13 protein-coding genes and 1 tRNA gene are annotated in these 17,119 nt (G+C 73.6%); 6 read left to right on the top strand and 8 right to left on the bottom strand.

Annotated elements, in window-relative coordinates; translation table 11 throughout:
• Nucleotides 1-160 precede the first annotated feature (160 nt).
• Nucleotides 161-1,306: a 4-hydroxyphenylpyruvate dioxygenase gene (hppD, locus tag ACH4FX_RS35495; RefSeq protein ID WP_398485578.1), complete on the bottom strand. Its 1,146-nt coding sequence runs from the start codon at nucleotides 1,304-1,306 to the stop codon at nucleotides 161-163.
• Between the two features lie 129 nt (nucleotides 1,307-1,435).
• Between hppD and ACH4FX_RS35490 the strand changes: the two genes are divergently transcribed.
• From ACH4FX_RS35490 to ACH4FX_RS35470, 5 genes are read left to right on the top strand one after another with little or no spacing between them, the layout of a single operon-like run.
• Nucleotides 1,436-1,903: an Lrp/AsnC family transcriptional regulator gene (locus ACH4FX_RS35490; RefSeq protein WP_398485577.1), complete on the top strand. Its 468-nt coding sequence runs from the start codon at nucleotides 1,436-1,438 to the stop codon at nucleotides 1,901-1,903.
• Between the two features lie 15 nt (nucleotides 1,904-1,918).
• Nucleotides 1,919-2,566: an ABC transporter permease gene (locus ACH4FX_RS35485; RefSeq protein WP_398485576.1), complete on the top strand. Its 648-nt coding sequence runs from the start codon at nucleotides 1,919-1,921 to the stop codon at nucleotides 2,564-2,566.
• Complete coding sequence (locus tag ACH4FX_RS35480; protein WP_398485575.1) at nucleotides 2,559-3,818, top strand: ABC transporter ATP-binding protein; 1,260 nt, start codon at nucleotides 2,559-2,561, stop codon at nucleotides 3,816-3,818. The genes ACH4FX_RS35485 and ACH4FX_RS35480 overlap by 8 nt, the downstream gene beginning before the upstream one ends.
• Nucleotides 3,815-4,741, top strand: a complete 927-nt coding sequence (locus tag ACH4FX_RS35475; protein ID WP_398485574.1) for an ABC transporter permease — start codon at nucleotides 3,815-3,817, stop codon at nucleotides 4,739-4,741. The genes ACH4FX_RS35480 and ACH4FX_RS35475 overlap by 4 nt, the downstream gene beginning before the upstream one ends.
• The gene (locus ACH4FX_RS35470; protein ID WP_398485573.1) at nucleotides 4,738-5,736 is read left to right on the top strand and encodes a glycine betaine ABC transporter substrate-binding protein; all 999 of its coding nucleotides are present in this window, start codon (nucleotides 4,738-4,740) and stop codon (nucleotides 5,734-5,736) included. Before ACH4FX_RS35475 ends, ACH4FX_RS35470 begins: the two co-directional genes overlap by 4 nt.
• A 25-nt stretch (nucleotides 5,737-5,761) precedes the next feature.
• Here ACH4FX_RS35470 and ACH4FX_RS35465 read toward each other — a convergent pair whose 3' ends face one another.
• From ACH4FX_RS35465 to ACH4FX_RS35450, 4 genes are all read right to left on the bottom strand, one after another.
• Nucleotides 5,762-6,541, bottom strand: a complete 780-nt coding sequence (locus ACH4FX_RS35465) for a S16 family serine protease (RefSeq protein ID WP_398485572.1) — start codon at nucleotides 6,539-6,541, stop codon at nucleotides 5,762-5,764.
• Between the two features lie 110 nt (nucleotides 6,542-6,651).
• Complete coding sequence (locus tag ACH4FX_RS35460) at nucleotides 6,652-7,293, bottom strand: IclR family transcriptional regulator (protein WP_398485571.1); 642 nt, start codon at nucleotides 7,291-7,293, stop codon at nucleotides 6,652-6,654.
• Between the two features lie 391 nt (nucleotides 7,294-7,684).
• On the bottom strand, nucleotides 7,685-9,481 hold the full coding sequence (locus ACH4FX_RS35455; protein ID WP_398485570.1) for a DEAD/DEAH box helicase: 1,797 nt from the start codon (nucleotides 9,479-9,481) through the stop codon (nucleotides 7,685-7,687).
• 42 nt (nucleotides 9,482-9,523) lie between these two features.
• Complete coding sequence (locus ACH4FX_RS35450; RefSeq protein WP_398485569.1) at nucleotides 9,524-11,056, bottom strand: MFS transporter; 1,533 nt, start codon at nucleotides 11,054-11,056, stop codon at nucleotides 9,524-9,526.
• Nucleotides 11,057-11,250: 194 nt separating this feature from the next.
• Between ACH4FX_RS35450 and ACH4FX_RS35445 the strand changes: the two genes are divergently transcribed.
• A tRNA-Cys gene (locus ACH4FX_RS35445) sits at nucleotides 11,251-11,322 on the top strand.
• Nucleotides 11,323-11,382: 60 nt separating this feature from the next.
• Here ACH4FX_RS35445 and ACH4FX_RS35440 read toward each other — a convergent pair.
• The 3 genes from ACH4FX_RS35440 to ACH4FX_RS35430 are packed head-to-tail and all read right to left on the bottom strand — an operon-like array spanning nucleotide 11,383 to nucleotide 17,017.
• Nucleotides 11,383-13,701, bottom strand: coding sequence for a xanthine dehydrogenase family protein molybdopterin-binding subunit (locus ACH4FX_RS35440; protein WP_398485568.1), 2,319 nt, complete (start codon nucleotides 13,699-13,701; stop codon nucleotides 11,383-11,385).
• On the bottom strand, nucleotides 13,698-16,124 hold the full coding sequence (locus tag ACH4FX_RS35435; RefSeq protein ID WP_398485567.1) for a 2Fe-2S iron-sulfur cluster-binding protein: 2,427 nt from the start codon (nucleotides 16,122-16,124) through the stop codon (nucleotides 13,698-13,700). Before ACH4FX_RS35435 ends, ACH4FX_RS35440 begins: the two co-directional genes overlap by 4 nt.
• A complete protein-coding gene (locus ACH4FX_RS35430; protein ID WP_398485566.1) occupies nucleotides 16,121-17,017 on the bottom strand; it encodes an FAD binding domain-containing protein in 897 nt (298 codons plus the stop codon). The genes ACH4FX_RS35435 and ACH4FX_RS35430 overlap by 4 nt, the downstream gene beginning before the upstream one ends.
• Between the last annotated feature and the right edge of the window lie 102 nt (nucleotides 17,018-17,119).

Here is a 17,119-nt window from a genome sequence, read left to right as displayed (position 1 = left end):
GGGGGCCGCCCCCCGGGGCGCCCCCCCCCCCCCCGGGGGGGGGGGCCGGGGGGGGGGGGGGCCCCCCCCCCGGGGGGGGGGGCCGGGCCCCGGGGGGGGGGGGCCGGGGGGCCCCCCGGGGTGGGGGGTGGCGTCCGTGGGGCCCTGGGCGGGCCGGCGGTCAGAGGTTGCCGCGCCGGGCCTGCTCCCGCTCGATCGCCTCGAAGAGGGCCTTGAAGTTGCCCTTGCCGAAGCCCATCGAGCCGTGCCGTTCGATCAGTTCGAAGAAGACGGTCGGGCGGTCCTGGACCGGCTTGGTGAAGATCTGCAGCAGGTAGCCGTCCTCGTCCCGGTCGACCAGGATCTTCAGCTCGCGCAGCGTCTCGACCGGGACGCGGGTCTCGCCCGCCCACTCGCCGAGGGTGTCGTAGTAGGAGTCCGGGGTGTCCAGGAACTCGACCCCGGCCGCGCGCATGGCCCGGACGCTGGCGACGATGTCGTTGGTGGCCAGGGCGATGTGCTGGCAGCCGGGTCCGCCGTAGAACTCCAGGTACTCGTCGATCTGCGACTTCTTCTTGGCGATGGCCGGCTCGTTGAGCGGGAACTTCACCTTGCGGGTGCCGTCCGCGACCACCTTCGACATCAGGGCGCTGTATTCGGTGGCGATGTCCGAGCCGACGAACTCCTTCATGTTCGTGAAGCCCATGACGTTGTTGTAGAAGGCCACCCACTCGTCCATCTTGCCGAGTTCGACGTTGCCGACGCAGTGGTCGATGGCCTGGAAACGGCGCGGGCCGGGCTCCACGATCGGCTCGGCGGCGACGTAGCCGGGCAGGTAGGGGCCTTCGTAATCGGTGCGCTCGACCAGGGTGTGCCGGGTCTTGCCGTACGTGGCGATGGCGGCGCGGACGACGATGCCGTGCTCGTCCTTGGTCTCGTACGGTTCCTCGATGCCGGTGGCGCCGTGCTCCAGGGCGTAGGCGTAGGCGGCGCGCGCGTCCGGCACCTCTATGGCGAGGTCGATGACGCCGTCGCCGTGCGCGGCGACGTGATCGGCCAGGAAGCGGCCCCAGTCGGTCGTCGGCTTGATGACGGAGGTGAAGACGAAGCGGGCGCTGCCGGATTCGAGCACGTAACTGGCGGTCTCGCGGCTGCCGTTCTCCGGTCCGGAGTAGGCGACGCGCTTCATGCCGAAGGCGGTGGCGTAGTAGTGCGCTGCCTGCTTGGCGTTGCCGACGGCGAAGACGACCGCGTCCATCCCCTTGACCGGGAAGGGATCGGCCTGCCGAGCACTGGTGGGGGTGGTGTGGTCCGTGGTCTGAGTCATGGCGGCAGGCTCTCCCTGGGCCACAAGATGCGCAATAGTTTGCGCATTCATTGGGCAATATGCACAGCGGGACGCAGCATTCACCGGACGATTCGTACATGATGACCACCAATTTCGGAGGCAACGGCCATGGCGATCGATCATTTGGACGGCAAGCTGCTGGAGCTGCTCGCCGAGGAACCGCGGATCGGCGTGCTGGAGGCGTCGCGCCGGCTCGGGGTGGCGCGCGGGACGGCGCAGGCGCGTTTGGACCGGCTTCAGTCGAACGGAGTGATCCGGGGGTTCGGGCCCGACGTGGACCCCGCGGCGCTGGGCTACCCGGTGACCGCGTTCGCCACGCTGGAGATCAAACAAGGCCAAGGGGCGGACGTCCGGGCGCACTTGGCGTCCGTACCGGAAGTGCTGGAGCTGCATACAACGACGGGACATGGGGACATGCTGTGCAGACTCGTTGCCCGGTCCAACGCCGATCTGCAACGGGTGATCGACCGTGTTGTGGGTTTTGATGGCATCATGCGGGCTTCCACCGCGATCGTCATGGAGAACCCGGTTCCGTTGCGCATCATCCCGCTGGTCAAACAAGCCGCGGGGGACTGACCGAGGAGAGCGCGTGTGAGCTTCTGGGAGTACGTCGGCAACCGGCACGCCCAGCTGCTGACGGATACGTTTCAGCACGCCAGCGCCGTCTTCCAGTGCATGGTGCTGGCCACCGTGCTCGGGGTGCTGCTCGGCGTCGCCACCTACCGCAGCGAATGGGCCGGGAACCTGGCCACCGCCACCACCGCGACGATCCTGACGGTGCCCTCGCTGGCCCTGATCGGCCTGCTGGTGCCGGTCGTCGGCCTCGGCGTGGCCCCCACCGTCATCGCGCTGACGCTGTACGGGCTGCTGCCGGTGGTCCGCAACGCCGTCGTCGGCCTGCGCGGCGTCGATCCCGCGCTGATCGACGCCGCCAAGGGCATCGGGATGTCCCGTACGGCCCGGCTGCTGCGGGTCGAACTGCCGCTGGCCTGGCCGCCGATCCTGACCGGCATCCGGGTCTCCACCCAGATGCTGATGGGCATCGCGGCCATCGCCGCCTACGCCTCCGGCCCCGGCCTGGGCAACGAGATCTTCCGCGGCATCTCGTCCCTGGGCAGCGCCAACGCGCTCAACCAGGTGCTGTCCGGGACGCTCGGGATCGTCGTCCTGGCCCTGCTCTTCGACGCCGCGTACATCCTGATCGGACGCCTGACCATCTCCAGGGGGATCCGTGCCTGAGACCACCGCATCCGCATCCGGCGCCGGCATCGCGCTGGAGCACCTGACCAAGCGGTATCCGGGCAGCCCCGCGCCCGCGGTCGACGAGGTCAGCATGGAGATCAAGCCGGGTGAGACGGTGATCCTCGTCGGGCCCTCGGGGTGCGGCAAGTCCACCACCCTGAAGATGATCAACCGGCTGATCGAGCCCACCTCCGGACGGATCCGGATCGGCGACGAGGACGTGACCGGCATCGACCCGGTCCGGCTGCGCCGCAAGGTCGGCTACGCGATCCAGTCGTCCGGCCTGTTCCCGCACATGACCGTGGCGCAGAACATCGCGCTCGTGCCCAAGATGGTGGGCTGGCCGAAGGCCAGGGTGAACAGCCGGGTCGAGGAGATGCTCGACCTGGTCGGCCTGGACCCGCGCGAGTTCCACGGCCGCTACCCGCGGCAGCTGTCCGGCGGGCAGCAGCAGCGCGTCGGCGTGGCGCGGGCGCTGGCCGCCGACCCGCCCGTCCTGCTCATGGACGAGCCGTTCGGCGCGGTGGACCCGATCACCCGCGACCACCTCCAGGACGAGCTGATCCGGCTCCAGCACGAACTGCGCAAGACGATCGTCTTCGTCACCCACGACTTCGACGAGGCCATCAAGCTGGGCGACCGCATCGCGGTGCTGCGCGAACGCTCGCACATCGCGCAGTTCGACACCCCCGAGGCCATCCTCACCAACCCCGCCGACGACTTCGTCTCCGGCTTCGTGGGCGCGGGCGCGGCCCTCAAGCGCCTCAACCTCACCCGGGTACGGGACGTGGGCGTGGTCGACTTCCCCACCGCGTCCGTGGAGGACCCGCTCCAGTCGATCTTCGACCTGCTGCGTTCCGGCACCACCAACGAGATCCTGCTGCTGGACCGGCACCGGCGCCCGTACAAGTGGCTGCGCCGCGGCGATCTGATGCGCGCCAAGGGCTCGCTGGCCCGCGTCGGCACGCTCGTGCACGACACGGTCACCCGTGACGCGACGCTGCGCGACGCGCTGGAGGCGGTGCTGACCGACAACGCGGGCCGGGTCGCGGTGACCGGGCGGCGCGGCGCCTACCTCGGCGTCGTGGACATGGAGACGCTGATGAACAACGTCCACGAGCTGCTGGAGGCGGACCGGCTGGACGCCGTCGAGCACCGGCACGCACTGGAGGAGCAGCGCGCCCGGCAGACGCGGCTGGCCCAGGAGGGTGTGGATCCGGCGGGCGGCGCGCACGGGGTCAAGGCGTGAGCCGCCGGGACGGGGACCGGCCGCGGGACGAGCGGCCGGCGGGCGAGCACGAGGTACGCGGGGTGCGCTTCCGCGACGGGACGGCGGACGAGGGGCGCGGGCCGGTCCTGCCGGCGGAGGCCGAGGCCGTGGCCGGGCCGGGGCCGGACCGGGGGCCCGCGGCGGCGTCCGCCCGGCCGCCGCGCCGGATCACCTGGAAGAAGACGGTCATGCTGCCCGCCGTGCTGGCGGCGGTGCTGCTCGCCACCTGGCTGTGGTTCCGCGGCGCGCGGCTGGACTCGATCGCGCACCAGGCGGTGGACGGCGGCAAGGTGTGGCTGGCGCTGCGCGAGCACGTGCAGCTGACCGCCGTGTCGACCTTCTTCGTATTGATCATCGCGCTGCCGCTGGGGATCGCGCTGACCCGCGCCAGGCTGCGCCGGGCGGCGCCGGTCGCGGTGGCGGTGGCCAACCTCGGGCAGGCGGTGCCCGCCCTGGGCCTGCTGGTGCTGCTGGTCATCTGGATCGGCATCGGCCCCGAGGCCGCCGTCATCGGCATGGTCCTGTACGCCGTGCTGCCGGTGCTGGCCAACACCATCGCGGGCCTGCGGGCCATCGACCCGACGCTGACCGAGGCCGCCCGCGGCATCGGCATGTCGGCGGCCGGCGTGCTGGGGAAGGTCGAGCTGCCACTGGCCGTACCGCTGATCCTGGCGGGGGTGCGCAACGCGCTCGTCCTGAACGTGGGCACCGCGACGCTGGCCACCTTCGGCGGGGGCGGCGGGCTCGGCGACCTGATCTCGGCGGGCATCATCACCCAGCGCATGCCGGTGCTGGTGCTCGGTTCCGTCCTGACGGTGGTGCTGGCGCTGTTCGTGGACTGGCTGGCGTCCCTGGTGGAACTGCTGCTGCGTCCGCGCGGACTGGAGGTGGGGGAAGGATGACCGGAGCGCGGCGATGGCGCCGTACGGTACCGGCCGCGGCCGGGTGCCTGCTGCTGGCCGCGGCCGGGCTGAGCGGCTGCGGCCTGGTCAGCGGCAGTCCGATGAGCGACGACGTGCGGCCCGGCACGATCGGCCGGGGGCTGCCGCTCAAGGGCGCCGAGCTGACCGTGACGTCGAAGGAGTTCACCGAGAACATCATCCTGGGCCAGATCATGGGCCTGGCCTTCAAGGCGGCCGGCGCCACGGTCGTGGACAAGACCAACATCCAGGGCACGATCGGCGCCCGCGAGGCGGTCAAGTCCGGGACGGCGGACGGGATGTACGAGTACACCGGCACCGGCTGGATCACCCACCTCGGCCACGAGCGGCCCATCGCCGACCCGCGGAAGCAGTGGGAGGCGGTCCGCGACGGCGACCGGGCCAACGGACTGGAGTGGCTGCCGCAGTCGAAGCTGAACAACACCTACGCGCTGGCGCTCAACGCCGAGCAGCACAAGCGGCTGGGCGTCGAGACGCTCTCGGACGTCGCCGAGCTGTCCCGGAAGAACCCGAGTGCGGTCACCCTCTGCGCGGAGGCCGAGTTCTCCGCCCGCAACGACGGCCTGCCGGGCATGGCCAAGGCGTACGGCATGAAGATCCCGGCCGGCAACATCAAGAAGATGACCAGCGGCGTCGTCTACACGCAGGCGGCGGAGGGCCGGGCCTGCACCTTCGGCGAGGTCTACACGACCGACGGCCGGATCAAGGCGATGGGCCTGCGCACCCTCAAGGACGACAAGCACTTCTTCCCCAACTACAACGCGGCACCCGAGATGAACGCGGCGACGATGAAGAAGTACCCGCAGATCGCGGCCCTCCTCGCGCCGGTCACCGCCGCGCTGGACAACGCCGTCGCACAGAGCCTGAACGCCAAGGTGGACGTGGAGGGGCAGGACCCGCACGAGGTCGCCAAGGACTGGATGACCGAGAAGGGCTTCATCAAGGACGGCGGCTGAGGCGCCGGCTTCCGCGTACCGTCGCTCAGCAGCTGGGGACCGTACCGCCGGACTTCAGCGCCTTGAGCGCGTCCACCGTGCCGGAGAGCGTGCTGACGGGGATCAGCCGCATCCCCTCCGGCAGCTCGGCCTGCGCGTCCTTGCACTCCGCCTGCGGCACGAGGAAGACCTTGGCCCCGTCCCGGCCCGCGGCCTGCGTCTTCAGGGACACCCCGCCGACCGCGCCGACCTTGCCGTCCGCGGTGATGGTGCCGGTGCCCGCGATCTTCTGCCCGCCGGTCAGGTCGCCGCCCCGGCCGTCCCCGGCCAGCTTGTCGATGATGCCCAGCGAGAACAGCAGGCCCGCACTGGGCCCGCCGATCGTGCCCAGGTCCAGCTTGACCCGCACGTCCTTGTCGCTCTTGTGCAGGTAGTTCAGGGCGGCCCGGGTGGCGACGTCCTGGGAGGACCGCATGTCCTTCAGGTTGTGCTCCACGGCCTGCTCGGCGGTGTCGCCGACCGGGTAGACCGCGTCGACCGGCATCACGGCCTGGTCCGTACGGAACCAGCCCTTGACGACGTCCGGCAGCCGCACCGGGGCGTCCGGGCCGGTCGCCACGATCGCCACCATCCGCAGCTGGCCACTGGTCTCGCGGGTCGGCGCACCGCTGATCGTGATCACCTGTTTGCCCTTGTGCTTGCCGAGCACGTCCGCCGTGTCGCCGGGGAAGGCGACCGAGAACGGCAGCGGCGCGAAGGCCGCGGTGGCGAGGAGCGCGAGGACGAGGGCGGTGCAGATCCCGAGGGCGCGAGTGCGAGAAGACACCCCGCCACCCTAGATGACCTCTGCCCCGGGCCGGTCACCACGGGGCGGCGCCCGGTGCGCCCGCCGGCGCCACGCCCCGCCGGCTCCCCGCCACGCCCGCCGGGCCCGGCTCACCGCAGCGCTTCGGACACCTCGCGGGCCGCCTCGACCACCCGGGGCCCGACCCGCTCCGGCACCGTGTCGGCGAGCATCACCACGCCGACGCTGCCCTCGATGCCGCTCACCCCGAGCAGCGGGGCCGCCGCGCCGCTCGCACCCGCCTCCAACTCGCCGTGGGTCAGGGCCAGTCCGGCGTCCTCGGTACGGCCCTGCCGGGCCTTGAGTATCGCCCGCCCGGCCGCGCCCCGGTCCAGCGGGTGGCGGAAGCCCGCGCGGTAGGCCACGTGGTAGTCGGTCCAGGACGGCTCGACGACGGCCACGGCCAGCGCCTCGGTGCCGTCCACGAGCGTGAGGTGGGCGGTGGCCCCGATGTCCTCGGCCAGCGCGCGCAGCGCGGGCAGCGCCGCCTCGCGCACCAGGGGGTGCACCTGGCGGCCCAGGCGCAGCACGCCGAGGCCCACCCGGGCCCGGCCGCCGATGTCACGGCGCACCAGGGCGTGCTGCTCCAGCGTGGCGAGCAGGCGGTAGACCACGGTCCGGTTGACCCCCAGCTTGGTGGACAGCTCGGTGACGGTCAGGCCGTGGTCGGTGTCGGCGAGCAATTTGAGGACGCGCAGTCCTCGGTCGAGCGTCTGGGAGGTCTCCGCGGTCACGACGCCCCCTCCTCGGGTGAGTGGCGGCTCATGGCGCGCTATGCGCTGCCGGTCCCGGGGCAGCGCGCGCAAAGAGGCCGCCGGCCGCATGGCACCGGCTGCGCTCCGCGGCGGCGCTGCCACGGGGCGTGTGCGTGACCGGGACAGTAGCGAGCCGGTCCGGTGAGCGGAAGAGTCCGTCCAGAATCCGGTCTCCGGTGACCGGTTTGTCCCTGAAGATCCTTCGCGTGCGGCGGGGTGTCGCGGGCGCACGGCCTTTCGGCCTGGGGCACAACAGGGCATCCCCCGGCCGCGGCGCACCCGGCCCCGGACACGACGGCGGGGGAGCACACGGCGACCGTGCGCTGCCCCGCCGGACGGCGGCGGCCCGGGCGGTGCCCGGCCCGTCACCTCACTTCATGCGGGTGGCCCACTCCCGTACCTTCTTGATCCGCTCGTTGAGCTGCCCGGCCGTGGCCTCCGCGCTCGGCGGACCGCCGCACACCCGGCGCAGCTCGGTGTGGATCACGCCGTGCGGCTTGCCGCTCTGGTGGACGTACGCGCCGACCAGGGTGTTCAGCTGCTTGCGCAGCTCCAGCAGCTCCTTGTGCGTGACCACCGGGCGCCGCTCGGCGGGCAGCTCCAGCAGATCGGCCTCCTCGGCCGGCTTCTTCTTGCTGTGCGCTATCTGCCGGGCCTGCCGCTTCTGGAGCAGCATCTGCACCTGGTCCGGCTCCAGCAGCCCGGGGATGCCGAGGTAGTCCTGCTCCTCCTCGCTGCCCGCGTGCGCCTGCATGCCGAACTCGGCGCCGTCGTAGAGCACCCGGTCGAAGACCGCCTCGGACTCCAGCGCCTCGAAGGAGAACTGCTCCTGCTCGCCGGTGTCCTCGTCCTGCTGCTTGTTGGCCTCGTCCATCTCCTTCTCGGACTCGGCGTACGGGTCCTCGTCGCCGTCCTTCTTCGGCTTGTCCAGGACGTGGTCGCGCTCGACCTCCATCTCGTTGGCGAAGGACAGCAGCGAGGGCACGGTGGGCAGGAAGACGGAGGCGGTCTCGCCGCGCTTGCGGGACCGTACGAAGCGGCCGACCGCCTGGGCGAAGAACAGCGGGGTGGAGATGGTCGTCGCGTACACGCCGACCGCCAGCCGGGGTACGTCCACGCCCTCGGACACCATGCGGACCGCGACCATCCACCGGTCGTCGGAGTGCGAGAAGTCGTCGATGCGCTGCGAGGCGCCGCTGTCGTCGGACAGCACGAGGGTGGCGCCCTCGCCCGTTATCTCGCGGATCAGCTTGGCGTACGCGCGCGCCTGCTCCTGGTCGGAGGCGATCACCAGCGCTCCGGCGTCCGGTATGGCCTTGCGGACCTCCGTCAGCCGCTGGTCGGCGGCCTTGAGGACCTTCGGCATCCAGTCGCCGCGCGGGTCCAGCGCGGTGCGCCACGCCTGGGACACCGCGTCCTTGGTCATCGGCTCGCCGAGCCGGGCCGCGATCTCGTCGCCGGCCTTGGTGCGCCAGCGCATGCTGCCGCTGTACGACAGGAAGATCACCGGGCGCACGACGCCGTCGCCGAGCGCGTTGCCGTAGCCGTACGTGTAGTCGGCGGCGCTGCGCCGGATGCCGTCGTCGCCCTCCTCGTAGGTGACGAAGGGGATCGGGTTGGTGTCGGAGCGGAACGGCGTACCGGTCAGCGCGAGCCGCCGGGTGGCGGGCTCGAACGCCTCCAGGCACGCCTCGCCCCACGACTTGGAGTCGCCGGCGTGGTGGATCTCGTCGAGGATGACCAGCGTCTTGCGCTGCTCGATGCGGTTGCGGTGCAGCATCGGGCGTACGCCGACACCCGCGTACGTGATCGCGATGCCGTGGTACTCCCTGCCGAGCGGACCCGCGCTGTACTCCGGGTCCAGCTTGATGCCTATCCGGGCGGCGGCCTCCGCCCACTGCTTCTTCAGGTGCTCGGTGGGGGCGACCACGGTCACCTGCTGCACCACGTGGTGGTGCAGCAGCCAGGAGGCGAGGGTGAGCGCGAAGGTGGTCTTGCCCGCGCCGGGGGTCGCGACCGCGAGGAAGTCGCGCGGCTGCGTCTGGATGTACTTGTCCATCGCGGCCTGCTGCCAGGCGCGCAGCTTGTTCGCGGTACCCCACGGCGCCCGGCCCGGGAAGGCCGGGGACAGGTGGTGGTTGTTGGTGGCGCTGGTGGTGGTAGTCACGGTCTCCGTCGGGCTGGCTCGGCGATCGGCAACCGCGTCAGCCTAACGCTCCGCGGGAGCGGCCGGCGTGCGCGGGCCGGGCACCGGTGCCGTCTTCCCGCCACCCGCGACGGCCGGCGCGAGCCCGTCGCGGGCGGGCCGCAGGCGTGTGGCCACCCACGATCCGGTGAGGGCCACCGCCGCCATGGTGACGAACACCGCGGTGAAGGCGGCGGGCTGTCCGGATGCGGCGTTGGTCACGTCCGGCGTGGCGTGCCCGGCGACCGAGCCGCCGCCGAAGGCGCTGAACAGCAGGCCGCTCAGCCCGACGAAGGTGATGTTCCCGAGGGCGTCGGACACCTGGAGCGAGGCCGAATTGCTGCCCGCGTCCTCCGGCCGGGACAGCTTCAGCAGCAGCACGCTCCCACTCGAAATGTTCAGCCCGATGCCGAACCCGGCCACCACCCACGCCACCGCCACGATCCAGACGGGCACGCCGTCGATCAGCACCAGCGGCACGGCCAGGATCGCCGCCGTCATCAGCAGCAGTCCGATGCCCATGATCCGCTCCCGGTACGGCTCCAGGCGCGGCCGGCTCTGGGTGTACGAGCCCAGGGCCCAGGTGAGGCCGCCGCCGGTCAGCGAGAGCCCGGCCAGCGTGGTGGACAGACCGCGCTCGGTGACGAGCATCAACGGGATGAAGCTCTCGGCGGCGAGCAGCGAACCCGCGGCCAGGCCCCGGATGAGCACCACGGAGGGCAGCCCGCGGGCGGCCCGGAACGTCCCCCTGGGCAGCAGCCGGACGACCGCCGGCGCCAGCAGCGCGAACCCGACGGCTGCGGGCAGCGCTGCGACCCAGTCGCGCCGCTGGGCCGCGTACTGGAGCAGCCCGGCACCCGCGGCCACCGCCAGGGCGAGCAGAATGCGGCGCCGGTCCATCCGCTCGTCCCCCTTCCGGGGCGGCAGCTTGCGCAGTGCGGGCAGCATCACCGTCAGCGGCAGCAGGACGAGGACGGGTATGGACAGGAAGACCCAGCGCCACCCCAGGTGCTCGGTGACCGTCCCGGCGACGAGCGGCCCGACGATCACCGGCAGCACCCAGGCCGCCGAGAAGGCCGCCAGCACGGCGGGCCGCAGCGCCTCCGGATAGGCGCGCCCCACCACCACGTACAGCGCCACGATGACCAGCCCGCCCCCGGTCCCCTGCACCCCGCGCCCCACCACGAACAGCCACATCTCCTGCGCCGATCCCGCGACCACCAGGCCCGCGCCGAAGGTGGCGATCCCGGTGAACAGCGGCGCGAGCGGACCACTCCGGTCGCACCACTCCCCCGACAGCGCCATCGCGAACAGGCTGGCCGTGAAGTACGCGGAGAAGGCGAACGCGTACAGCTCGATGCCGTCCAGCGCGTGACCGACCGCGGGCATGGCGGTGTTCACGGCACTCGCCTCGAAGGCGATGAGCGACACGACGGAGATGATCCCGAGCGTCAGCGCACGGTACGTCCGCCCGAGCACCCCTTCGGCGGGCGGCGCGGTCAGCGGGCTTGCGGGGTGGGGCACTTCGGCGGCGTCGCGCGGGTCCACGGCAGTCATGCGGCCAGCGTAAGAGGCGTCGGCACGGTGCGCCCCTGTCGCAAGGCGGGGATCTTCTCGGCCGCTGGGACTAGGACGGAACGCGGCGCCGAACCGCACGCGTGAACGCCGCGTTGCAACCTCATGGCACCCCCGCCGGAACCCTTGCCCCTCCCTCGGCCCCCCGGCCTAGTCTCAGGACATCACCTCATCCCGGCCGTGTGCCCGAGTGGTTGAGGGGCCGGACTGCAAATCCGGTTACGTCGGTTCGAATCCGATCACGGCCTCGCTCGCGCGTGCAGGCGGCCCCGTACGGTACGGGGCCGCCTGCACGCGCGTATGGGGCGCTAGTGCTGCGCCACCGCCGCCTGGGGGCGGATCGGGAGGCGGCCTATGGGGCGGCCGGTGGCGGCGCGGACGGCGGAGGCCACGGCGGCCGGGGAGGTGACGACCGGGACGGCGCTGGCCGGTTTGGCGCCGAAGGGGGCCACCACGTCGCGTTCCTCGACGAGTTTGACGATGCGGATGTCGGGGGCGTCGAGGGCGGTGGGCAGCGAGTAGCCGGTGAGGTCGGGGTGGCGGATCCGGCCGCGGGTGGTGCGCAGGTTCTCCATCAGGGCCGCGCCGAGGCCCTGGGTGACACCGGCCTCGATACGGGCGCGGAGCTGGCGCGGGTTGAGGACCCGGCCGACGTCCTGGGCGACGGTCATCTCCACGACGCGGATGGTGCCGAGTTCGATGTCCACGTCCGCGACGCAGCGGATCGCGCAGAAGGCCAGGCCCACGAAGGCGTCGCCTTGGCCGGTCTCGTCCAGGGGCTCGGTCGGGTGCGGGCGGCACTGCGCGGTGGCCCACAGTTCCTTGCCGTCCAGGGCCTCGGCGACGGTGGTGCTGAGGACGCCGTCGTACGACGTGATCTTGCCGTCGGTGATCTGGAGGAGTTCGGTGGACATGCCGAACTTGTGGGCCAGCGGCTGGAGGAGCTGGGTGCGCACCATCTTGGCGGCGCGTTCGACGGCGCCGCCGGAGACCCAGGTGTGGCGGCCGTGGCAGGCCCGCCCGGCGGGCGGCTGGTCGGTGTCGACGCCGGCCACGTGCACCTCGTCGATGCCCAGCGTCTCCTGGACGATCTGCCGGGCCAGCGTCGAGAAGCCGGAGCCGGTCTCCACGGCGGCGCACAGCACGGTGGCGACCGAGCCGCTGACCTTGACCGTGGCGGTGGAGACCTCGTCGGCGCCCTCCGCGCCGAGCATGTGGACCATGCCGAGCGCGTAGCCGACGCCGCGGCGCACCGCCGAAGGCTCGCCCGCGCCCTCCAGGCCGCCGGGCAGCAGCCAGTCCTCCTCCGGGGTGTCCTTGGGGAGTTCGGGCAGCGGCTCGTCCTTGACGGCACGCAGCAGTTCGGCGACCGGCGCCGGGCAGGTGACGGTCTGGCCGGTGGGCAGCAGGTCGCCGGTGGCCATCACGTTGCGCAGCCGCAGCTCGGCCGGGTCCATGCCGAGCTTGGCGGCCAGCTTGTCCATCTGGCCCTCGTACGCGGCGCAGACCTGCATCGCGCCCTCGCCGCGCAGGTGCCCGGACGGCGGGTTGTTCGTGCGGACCGCCCAGCCCTCGATGAAGGCGTGCGGGACGACGTACGGGCCGCAGGCGAAGGAGACGGCGGCGGCGAGCGCCTCGGCGGAGGTGTCCGCGTACGCGCCCGCGTCCATCAGGATCTGCGCCTCGACCTTGACCAGCTTGCCCTCGGCGTCCGCGTGGTGGCGGTAGCGCAGCAGGGTGGGGTGGCGGTGGGCGTGCCCGAGGAAGGACTCCTCGCGGGTGGCGGCCAGCTTGACCGGGCAGCCGGTGCGCAGCGCCAGCAGCCCGAGGGAGAGCTGCATGCCCGGGTCCTCACGGTCCGCGGTGGCCCCGGGGACGCCGGTGACGACCACGCGCACCCGTTCCGGTTCCAGCCCGAAGCAGGCGGCGGCCAGGTCGCGGTCGGCGTGCGGGTCGGTGGAGGCGGTGTAGATCTCCACGCCGCCGTCCGGGCGCGGCACCGCGAGCCCGGCCTCGGCGCCGATCGGCGCCGGGTCCTGGCGGCCGATGCGGTACAGGCCCTCGACGATGGTCTCGCCCACCACCTCCGGGTCGCCGAAGTGCAGCGGGATGTGCCGGATCAGGTTGCCGTCCGGGTGCAGCGGCTCGGCCTCGAAGGCCAGTTGCGGGTCGGTGACCGGCTCCAGGACCTCGTACTCGACGGCGATGGCCGCCGCGGCCAGCCGCGCCGTGTCGGGGTGGTCGGCGGCGACCGCGGCGATCGGCTCGCCGTGGTGGCGGACCACGTCGTGGGCGAAGACCGGGCGGTCGGGCGTGCCCCGGCCGTGCCCGGCGTCGCCCGGTACGTCCGCGTGCGTGACGACGGCCCGTACGCCCGGCATCTCGGCGGCCGGTCCGGTGTCCAGCGACAGGATGCGGGCGCTCGCGTGCGGGGAGCGCAGCACCGCCGCCCACAGCAGGCCCTCGGCCCACAGGTCGGAGGCGTACGGGAAGACGCCCTCCGTCTTGGCGGGCGCGTCCGCGGACGGCAGGGAGACGCCGAGGCCGTGCGGCGGCGGCTCGGCGGGGAGGGGAACGCCCGCGGCGGGGGTGGCGGTGACGGCGCCGCCCTCGGGTGTGCCGGTCATGCGGAGCCTCCGGACTGCGGATCTGCGCCCGGGCCGTGGGGGTGCGGCCCGTGGGGGTGGTGGCCGTGGGAAGCGGGGCCCTGCGGGTCGGCGGGGCCGGCCTGGTGGGGGATGCGGGGGGTGCCGGGGGTGCCGGGCTCCTCGGGAGCGGCGGCCGCGGCCTCCTCGGCGGCAGCCGCCGCCGCGGCCCGGTTCCGGACGACCTCGTTGACCGCGTCGAGCACGCCCCGGTAGCCCGAGCAGCGGCAGAGGTTGCCGCAGAGCGCCTGCCGGGTCTCCAGCTCGGTGGGGGCGTGGTTGCCCTCCAGCAGGTCATGGACGGTCATGGCCATGCCGGGGATGCAGAAGCCGCACTGCACGGCGCCGGACTCGGCCAGGGCGCACTGCACGTCGGAGGGCGTGCCGTGCTGCGCCAGGCCCTCGACCGTACGGATCTCGCTGCCCGCCGTGGTCGCGGCGGGCACCAGGCAGGACGCCACCAGCCGCCCGTCGACCTGTACGGAACAGGCCCCGCACTCGCCCTGCGAGCAGCCGTCCTTGGCCCCGGCGAGGCCGAGGCGCTCGCGCAGCACGTACAGCAGCGACTCGCCGATCCAGGCGTCGGTGACCGGGCGGTCGGTGCCGTTGACGGTCAGCACGTAGGAGGTGTGCGGGTGTTCGTCGTAAGGGGGGTCGGGGTGCAGGGGGGCGGGCTCGGGGTCCTGGGCGGCCGGGTCCGGAGCGGCCGGGTCCGTGGCCGGTCCGGGTGTATCGGCCGGTCCGGGTGTATCGGCCGGTCCGGGTGTATCGGCCGCCGCGGGGGCGGGGTGGGCGGCGGGGGCCGGCCGGTCCGTGGGTTCGGCCGGGTCGGCGGGTGCTTCCGCCTCTGCGGGTGCGTCGACTTCGGGACGTGCTTCCGCGTCGGCAGGCGCCTCCGCTTCGGGCGCGGCGGGTCCGGGGGCGGGCTCACCGGCCGTCACGGCCGCGTCGGCGGGTGCGTCCGGGGCCGCGGCGGGTTCCGGGGCCGCCGGGGCGTCAGAGGCTGCCGCGGGGGCCTCGGCGGCCGTCTCGGTGCCGTCCTCGGCCGGTCCGGACGCGGCGTCGGGGGCGGGGGATTCGGCGGGCGCAGCGGGCTCGCCGGACTCTGCGAGATCGCCGGACTCCGCGGGCTCGCCAGGCCCTGCGGGCTCACCGGCCTCTGTGGCCACGGTGGACTCGGCCGCTGCAGTGGTCTCGACCGGCACTGCGGCCTCTGCCGCCGCAGCGGATTCGACCGGCACGGCGGCCTCTGCCGTCACAGCAGGCTCGGCCGCCTCGTCCGGCCGCGGCGCCGGAGCGGCGTCGGCGCTCGTGTCCGTACGGGCCTCTTCCGTACGGGCCTCTTCCGTACGGGCCTCTTCCGTACGGATCTCGCCTGCACCGGCAGCCACGTGCACATCGGCAGGCGTCTCGGCAGACGCCTCGACAGACGCCTCGGCAGGCGCCGCCGGCTCCGCGTGCCGCGGTTGCGGTGCCTCGTGCGGCGTCGGGCGCGGGGGCCACTGCGCCAGCGCGTCGGCGGGCAGCGACCAGTTGCCCGCGCCGCCCAACGTGCCGCCGTCGCCGGGCCCTTCACCGGCCACGGGCACGCCGTGGACGGGGTCGTAGCCGGGCGTCACCTGGTCCGCGGGCCGGTGCGGCTGGTGTGCGGGCCGGTCGTACGGCAGGTGCCCGGTGCCCGGGTGCTGGTCCGTGGTGAAGTGCCACTGCCCGGTCGCGGCCGGGTCGGCGGGCCCGTGCCCGTGCTCGACGTGCCCGTACGCACCGCCGTACCCGGAGGCCGGGTTGCGGTCGTCGCCGAGCAGGTACTCGCCGGACTCCTCCAGCATCTCGTCCGGGGCGGTGGGGATGGCCCACTGGCCGGTGGTGCCGCTGCCGCCGTCCGCGCCCGCGACCGGCCAGACCCCGTGCGGCGCGGCGTCCTGGCCGCCGTCGGCGTAGTGGCCGTGCGGGCCGGGGTCAGGCATCCCGTGCACGGGCAGCCCGGTGGCCGGGGCGTCCGCGAACGGCATCGTCCACTGGCCGGTGGCCGCCGGGTCGGTCGCCGGGCCCGGGGTCGGCGGCGGCGCGAAGGAGGACGGCGGGGTGTAGCCGTGGCCGGGCGCGGCGAGCGGGTCGGCGCCGTACCCGCCGTGGTCGCCGTGGCCGGGCGCGCCGCCGTGCTCCGGCGCGCCGGGGTCCTGGTGGGCGTCCGGGTAGGCGGGGTAGCCGTAACCGCCCGGGTACGGGCCGCTGGTGAAGCCGTCCGGGAGCTGGACGAAGGCGGTGGCCTCCTGCTCGTACTCGTTGCCCTGGGGCAGCGGCTCCCAGCGTTGCCGGTCCTGCGGCCGCACCACGCGCAGCGGCTGGGTGTCCTCGGGGCTGTTGCGCCCCTCGGGGCGGTCGGGGCGGTCGGCGTCGCTCACGAGAGCGCCCTCCCAAGTGCTCGGCGGGCCAGGGCCGCCACCGTACGGCGCAGGTGCAGTGCGGCGGGCGGCAGGGTCTGCGGCTCGGTGCCGTCCAGCGGCGGGGGCGGATCGGGGATGCAGGCGGCGGCCACGTAGTCGCCGAAGGCGGCCAGCGCCTCGGGGACCAGCTTCCGTTCGCCGTCCCAGTCGATGATCGAGGCCACCCACTGCTCGGCCTCCAGGGGGCGCAGCGGCATGGCGGCCACCGCGCCGACCGCGCAGCGCACGCCGCGCCGCGCGGGGTCGAGGACGAGGGCCACCGAGGCGGTCGCGCGCCCGGGGCCGGTGCGGCCGGTGGCCTTCAGGAAGGTCTGCGGGGCGTGCAGCAGCGGCACCCGTACGTAGCCGACGAGTTCGCCGGGGCGCAGCATCTCGCGGCCGGCCAGCAGGTGGCTGACCGGGATCTCGCGGCGGGCGCCGCCGGGTCCGGCGACGACCAGGTCGGCTTCGAGGGCGGCGAGCACCGGCAGGGTGTCGCCGGTGGGCGCGGAGGTGACGATGTTGCCGCCGAGGGTGCCCGCGTTGCGGACCTGCGGGGGGCCGGCGGCGCGGGCGGCGGCGGCCAGGCCCGGGATGAGCGCGGCGAAGTCGGGGCGGCCCATCCGCGCGAGGGTCAGGCCGGCGCCGAGCAGGGCGTGGCCGTCCTGGTACTGCCAGCCGCGGATCTCGCTGATCCGGCCGAGGCCCACCAGGCCCGCGGGCCGCAGCAGCCCGGAGTTGACGGCGGCCATCAGGTCCGTACCGCCCGCGACGGGCACGGCGGCGGGCATGGTGGCGAGCGCCGCCACGGCCTCGTCGAGCGAGGCCGGCAACGCCACCGAATGCGAAGCCTGCGGTGCGTGCGTGGTCAACCCAGCTGCCCCTTCCCCGGTGTCCCGGCTGTTCCGCTCCGCCGTACGGTACGTGCTCACGGTCCGGACGTGGCAACTCTGGCACATCTTTGCAGGCCCGCG

Origin of the sequence: Streptomyces sp. NPDC018019 (genome assembly GCF_044327805.1) — a bacterium.
Taxonomy (GTDB): domain Bacteria; phylum Actinomycetota; class Actinomycetes; order Streptomycetales; family Streptomycetaceae; genus Streptomyces.
Note: the sequence above shows the minus strand (reverse complement) of the source record. Positions and strands in the feature narration are given on the sequence as shown.

Excerpts from the sequence above, each read along its gene's own strand:
- hppD (WP_398485578.1), bottom strand. The coding sequence starts at position 1,306 with ATGACTCAGACCACGGACCACACCACCCCCACCAGTGCTCGGCAGGCC.
- ACH4FX_RS35490 (WP_398485577.1), top strand. The coding sequence starts at position 1,436 with ATGGCGATCGATCATTTGGACGGCAAGCTGCTGGAGCTGCTCGCCGAG.
- ACH4FX_RS35470 (WP_398485573.1), top strand. The coding sequence starts at position 4,738 with ATGACCGGAGCGCGGCGATGGCGCCGTACGGTACCGGCCGCGGCCGGG.
- ACH4FX_RS35450 (WP_398485569.1), bottom strand. The coding sequence starts at position 11,056 with ATGACTGCCGTGGACCCGCGCGACGCCGCCGAAGTGCCCCACCCCGCA.
- ACH4FX_RS35440 (WP_398485568.1), bottom strand. The coding sequence starts at position 13,701 with ATGACCGGCACACCCGAGGGCGGCGCCGTCACCGCCACCCCCGCCGCG.